Annotated in this window: 3 protein-coding genes; all 3 read right to left on the bottom strand. The window is 63.9% G+C overall.

The window, feature by feature from the left end; genetic code table 11:
* Positions 1-822 (bottom strand): translation initiation factor IF-2 associated domain-containing protein (locus DXK93_RS29510; protein ID WP_233564635.1); only part of this gene is annotated, 822 nt, incomplete at its 3' end.
* Between the two features lie 91 nt (positions 823-913).
* Complete coding sequence (gene nusA / locus DXK93_RS29505; protein ID WP_054450991.1) at positions 914-2,392, bottom strand: transcription termination factor NusA; 1,479 nt, start codon at positions 2,390-2,392, stop codon at positions 914-916.
* Positions 2,389-2,892, bottom strand: coding sequence for a ribosome maturation factor RimP (gene rimP / locus DXK93_RS29500; RefSeq protein ID WP_054450990.1), 504 nt, complete (start codon positions 2,890-2,892; stop codon positions 2,389-2,391). Before rimP ends, nusA begins: the two co-directional genes overlap by 4 nt.
* Between the last annotated feature and the right edge of the window lie 745 nt (positions 2,893-3,637).

Genomic DNA, 3,637 nt, shown 5'->3' with positions numbered 1-3,637 from the left:
AGATGTGTATAAGAGACAGGGCTCGGGCTTCGCGGCGGTTTTGACGGGTTCGGACTTCGCGGCAGGCTGAGCCTGGGCGACAGGCGCGGCGGCCTGGGAGGAAGATGGTTCGGACTTATTGGCTAGCACAACGGGTTCCGGCTTGGCTTCTTCAGCCTTGGGCTCGGTGGATTCAGTCTTGACTTCGGGCTTGGCCTCTTCGGCCACGGGCTCGGCAGGAGCAGGCGCCGGCGTCGGTTCGGGTTCAGGCTGGGCCTGGACTTCGGCGGCTTTCGCCTCGACGGGAGCGGGCGCTTCGGCCGCGACGGATTCAACAGGCGCGGGCGCTTCGACCGGCGCGGGCGCTTCTGCAGCAACGGGCTCTTCCGCCTTGGCCGGGGCAATAGCCTCAGCCTGGACGGGAGCGGTCTCGCGAGGAGCGGCAGCTTCGGGTGCGACGGGCGCCGACACTTCCTGCGGCGCCGCTTCGGCGGCTGCCTCATCTTCGGCACGCGCGGACGCGGCCTGTTCCAGGGCGATTTCGGAGGGATCACGCTTGACGAACACGCGCTTCTTGCGCACTTCGACCTGGATCGTGCGCGAACGGCCGGTGGCATCCGCCTGGCGGATCTCGGACGTCTGGCGGCGCGTCAAGGTGATCTTCTTGCCTTCGGTCGCGCCGTGGGCGCGACGCAGCGATTCGAGCAATTTCGCCTTGTCGCTGTCGGTGACGGAATCGTCGACCGATTTGAGGTCAACGCCAGCCGAGCGCAGCTGATCCAGCAGCACATTGGCAGGCATTTTCAGCTCGGTAGCGAACTGCGCGACGGTATTACTCGACATTAGGCTCTCTCTTCCCTATATGCAGCTATTACAAACAACGTGAACTCGCGGCGGCGGATATTCCGTCCGCCGCGGACCCGTGTCCTTTTGGTTATTCCTCGTCGAACCAATGGGCGCGGGCACGCATGATGAGATCGCTGGCTTCCTGCTCGGTCAGACCGGCGATTTCCGCCAGTTCGTCCGTCGCCAGTTCGGCCAGATCATCACGCGTATGCACTTGGCGCTCGGCCAGCTTGGCAGCCAGTTCGGGCGTCATGCCTTCGAGTTCGAGCAAATCCTGCGCGGTCTCAAGGCGCTCTTCCTGGGCGATCGCCTCGGTCAGCAGCGCATTGCGGGCACGGGCGCGCAACTCATTGATGGTGTCTTCGTCAAAGGCCTCGATTTCCAGCAGTTCCTGCATGGGCACGTAGGCGATTTCCTCGATACCGGTAAAACCTTCGTCGATCAGGATGTCAGCGACTTCCTCGTCGACGTCCAGCTTGCTCATGAACGTGGCGCGCAGGCCCGAACGCTCGACTTCCTGGCGGTTCAGGCTTTCTTCCGGCGTCATGATGTTGATCTGCCAGCCGGTCAGCTCGGAAGCCAGGCGAACGTTCTGACCCTTGGCGCCGATGGCCTTGGGCAGGTTTTCCTCGTCCACCACGACGTCCATCGCGTGCTTGTCTTCATCAACGACGATGGACTCGACGTTGGCCGGCGCCAGGGCGCCGATGACAAACTGCGCGGGGTCTTCCGACCACAGCACGATATCGACCTGTTCGCCGCCCAGCTCGTTGCGCACGGCAGTCACGCGCGAACCGCGCATGCCCACGCAGGTGCCGATCGGGTCGATGCGCTTATCGTATGCCACCACGGCGATCTTCGCACGCACGCCGGCGTCGCGGGCCGCGGCCTTGATCTCCAGCAGGCCCTGCTCGATTTCGGGGACTTCGTTCTCGAACAGCTGGCGGATGAATTCCGGCGCGGTGCGCGACAGGATCACCTGCTGGCCGCGCGCGGCGTGGTCTACGCGCAACACAAAGGCGCGGACGCGGTCGGCCACCCGGAGGTTTTCCTTCGGGATCATTTCGGAACGCGGCAGGCGCGCTTCGATCTTGCCGGTTTCGACGATGGCGTCGCCCTTGTCCATGCGCTTGATCGTGCCGGACACGATGGTCTCGCCACGGTCCAGGAAGTCGTTCAGCACCTGCTCGCGCTCGGCGTCGCGGATCTTCTGCAGAATGGCCTGCTTGGCGGCCTGCGCGCCGATGCGGCCGAACTCGATGGGTTCGAGCGGCTCTTCGATGTACTCGCCTTCCTTGATGCCGGGGACGATTTCCTGCGCGTCCGACAGCATTTCCTGCTTGTCGGGCTCTTGCAGGCCAGCCTCGTCGGGCACGACCAGCCAGCGGCGGAAGCCTTCGTGATCGCCCGTGTCCCTATCGATGGCGACACGGATGTCCGCATCATCCTTGAAGCGCTTTTTCATCGCCGAGGCCAGCGCGCTTTCCAGCGCTCCGAACACGACGTCGCGCGTGACGTTCTTTTCACGCGCCAAGGCATCGACCAACAGAAGAATTTCGCGACTCATCGCTTTTTGCCCTTGAAATCCAGAACGGGATCCAGTTTTGCACGTTCGATATCGTCGACCGTGAAATTCAATACCTGGACGTCGTTCTTTTTTGCCTCAAATTCGAGACCGAACACGGTCTTTTGCATTCCAGCAGCCGCGTCGGAGGCTGCGGCGTCGTCTTCGGGCACCGTCAGGGTGCCGGCAAAGACCTTGCGGCCGTCCAATGCCTCGCGCAGCTTGATTTCGATGCGCTCGCCTGCGAACCGGCGGAAGTCGGCCTCGTTGCGCAGCGGGCGGTCGACGCCCGGCGAACCGACTTCCAGCCGCTTGTAGTCGACGTTCTCGACTTCGAACACCCGCGACAACTGGCGGGACACCTGTTCACAGTCTTCGATGCGCACACCGCCGACCCGATCGATCGTGACGCGCAAAAGGCCCAGGGCGGCACGCTCGACGTCCACGAGTTCGACGTCCATGCCGGCCAGAGCCTCTTTGGTCAATGCGAATAAATCAGCCATATACTCAAAAAAAATGGGCTGCACGCCCAGCCCACCGTATTGCACAGCGCCCAGCCGCCACCCTACTGCACGTAAGGAGCAATGCTGGGCAGTGCCCTATATTGCGACCTAAATTTGGCTTGCGCCGCCCCAGGCCATTAAGACCCGCCGCCCCAACCCGCAACCCGGGCCAGGCAGCACCAGGCGCAAAGTCCGATGCAAACTGCCAGCTCTTGCCGCCCCTGTATTTGCGTGCTTTTCCTTGCGGGCACGCAAAAGGCGACGGCGCGAAGCCATGAAAACCATTGATTTTACCAGATAAACTGGAAAAACGCCTGATTCGTCGCGGGCTTACGTTTATGCGGGACATATCCCGCGCAGCGGCGCGTCCGGCGCGCCGCCCGCAGGCCTTCAGCGACCCTGACGACCGCGCCCGCCCATCACGCCCAGACGGGATTCGTGCGCCGAAGCGCCGCGCGGCTGCCAGTCATCGCCGCGCGGGGACGACGAGGCATTACGGGGTGCGCGCGGCTTGCCGCCAGCGTTCGGCCCCTTATTGCCGCCGGCGCCGCCCGACTTGTTACCGCTACGGCCGCCACCGGCGCCTGCCGGCTTGCCGCCGCGACCGCTATTGCCACGCGCACCGGCAGGCTTGCCGCCAGCCGAGCGACGACCGCCAGCCGGCGCTTCCGCGACGTTGCCGCCGCCAGCCTCGACCGACACGGCATCTGTCTCTTATACACATCTGACGCAGCCGACGAAGAGG

The organism is Achromobacter sp. K91 (assembly GCF_003576205.1).
Taxonomy (GTDB): domain Bacteria; phylum Pseudomonadota; class Gammaproteobacteria; order Burkholderiales; family Burkholderiaceae_B; genus Achromobacter; species Achromobacter aegrifaciens.
The sequence above is the reverse complement of the archived record's forward strand: the minus strand, read 5'-3'. Positions and strand labels throughout refer to the sequence as shown.

Excerpts from the sequence above, each read along its gene's own strand:
- nusA (WP_054450991.1), bottom strand. The coding sequence starts at position 2,392 with ATGAGTCGCGAAATTCTTCTGTTGGTCGATGCCTTGGCGCGTGAAAAG.
- rimP (WP_054450990.1), bottom strand. The coding sequence starts at position 2,892 with ATGGCTGATTTATTCGCATTGACCAAAGAGGCTCTGGCCGGCATGGAC.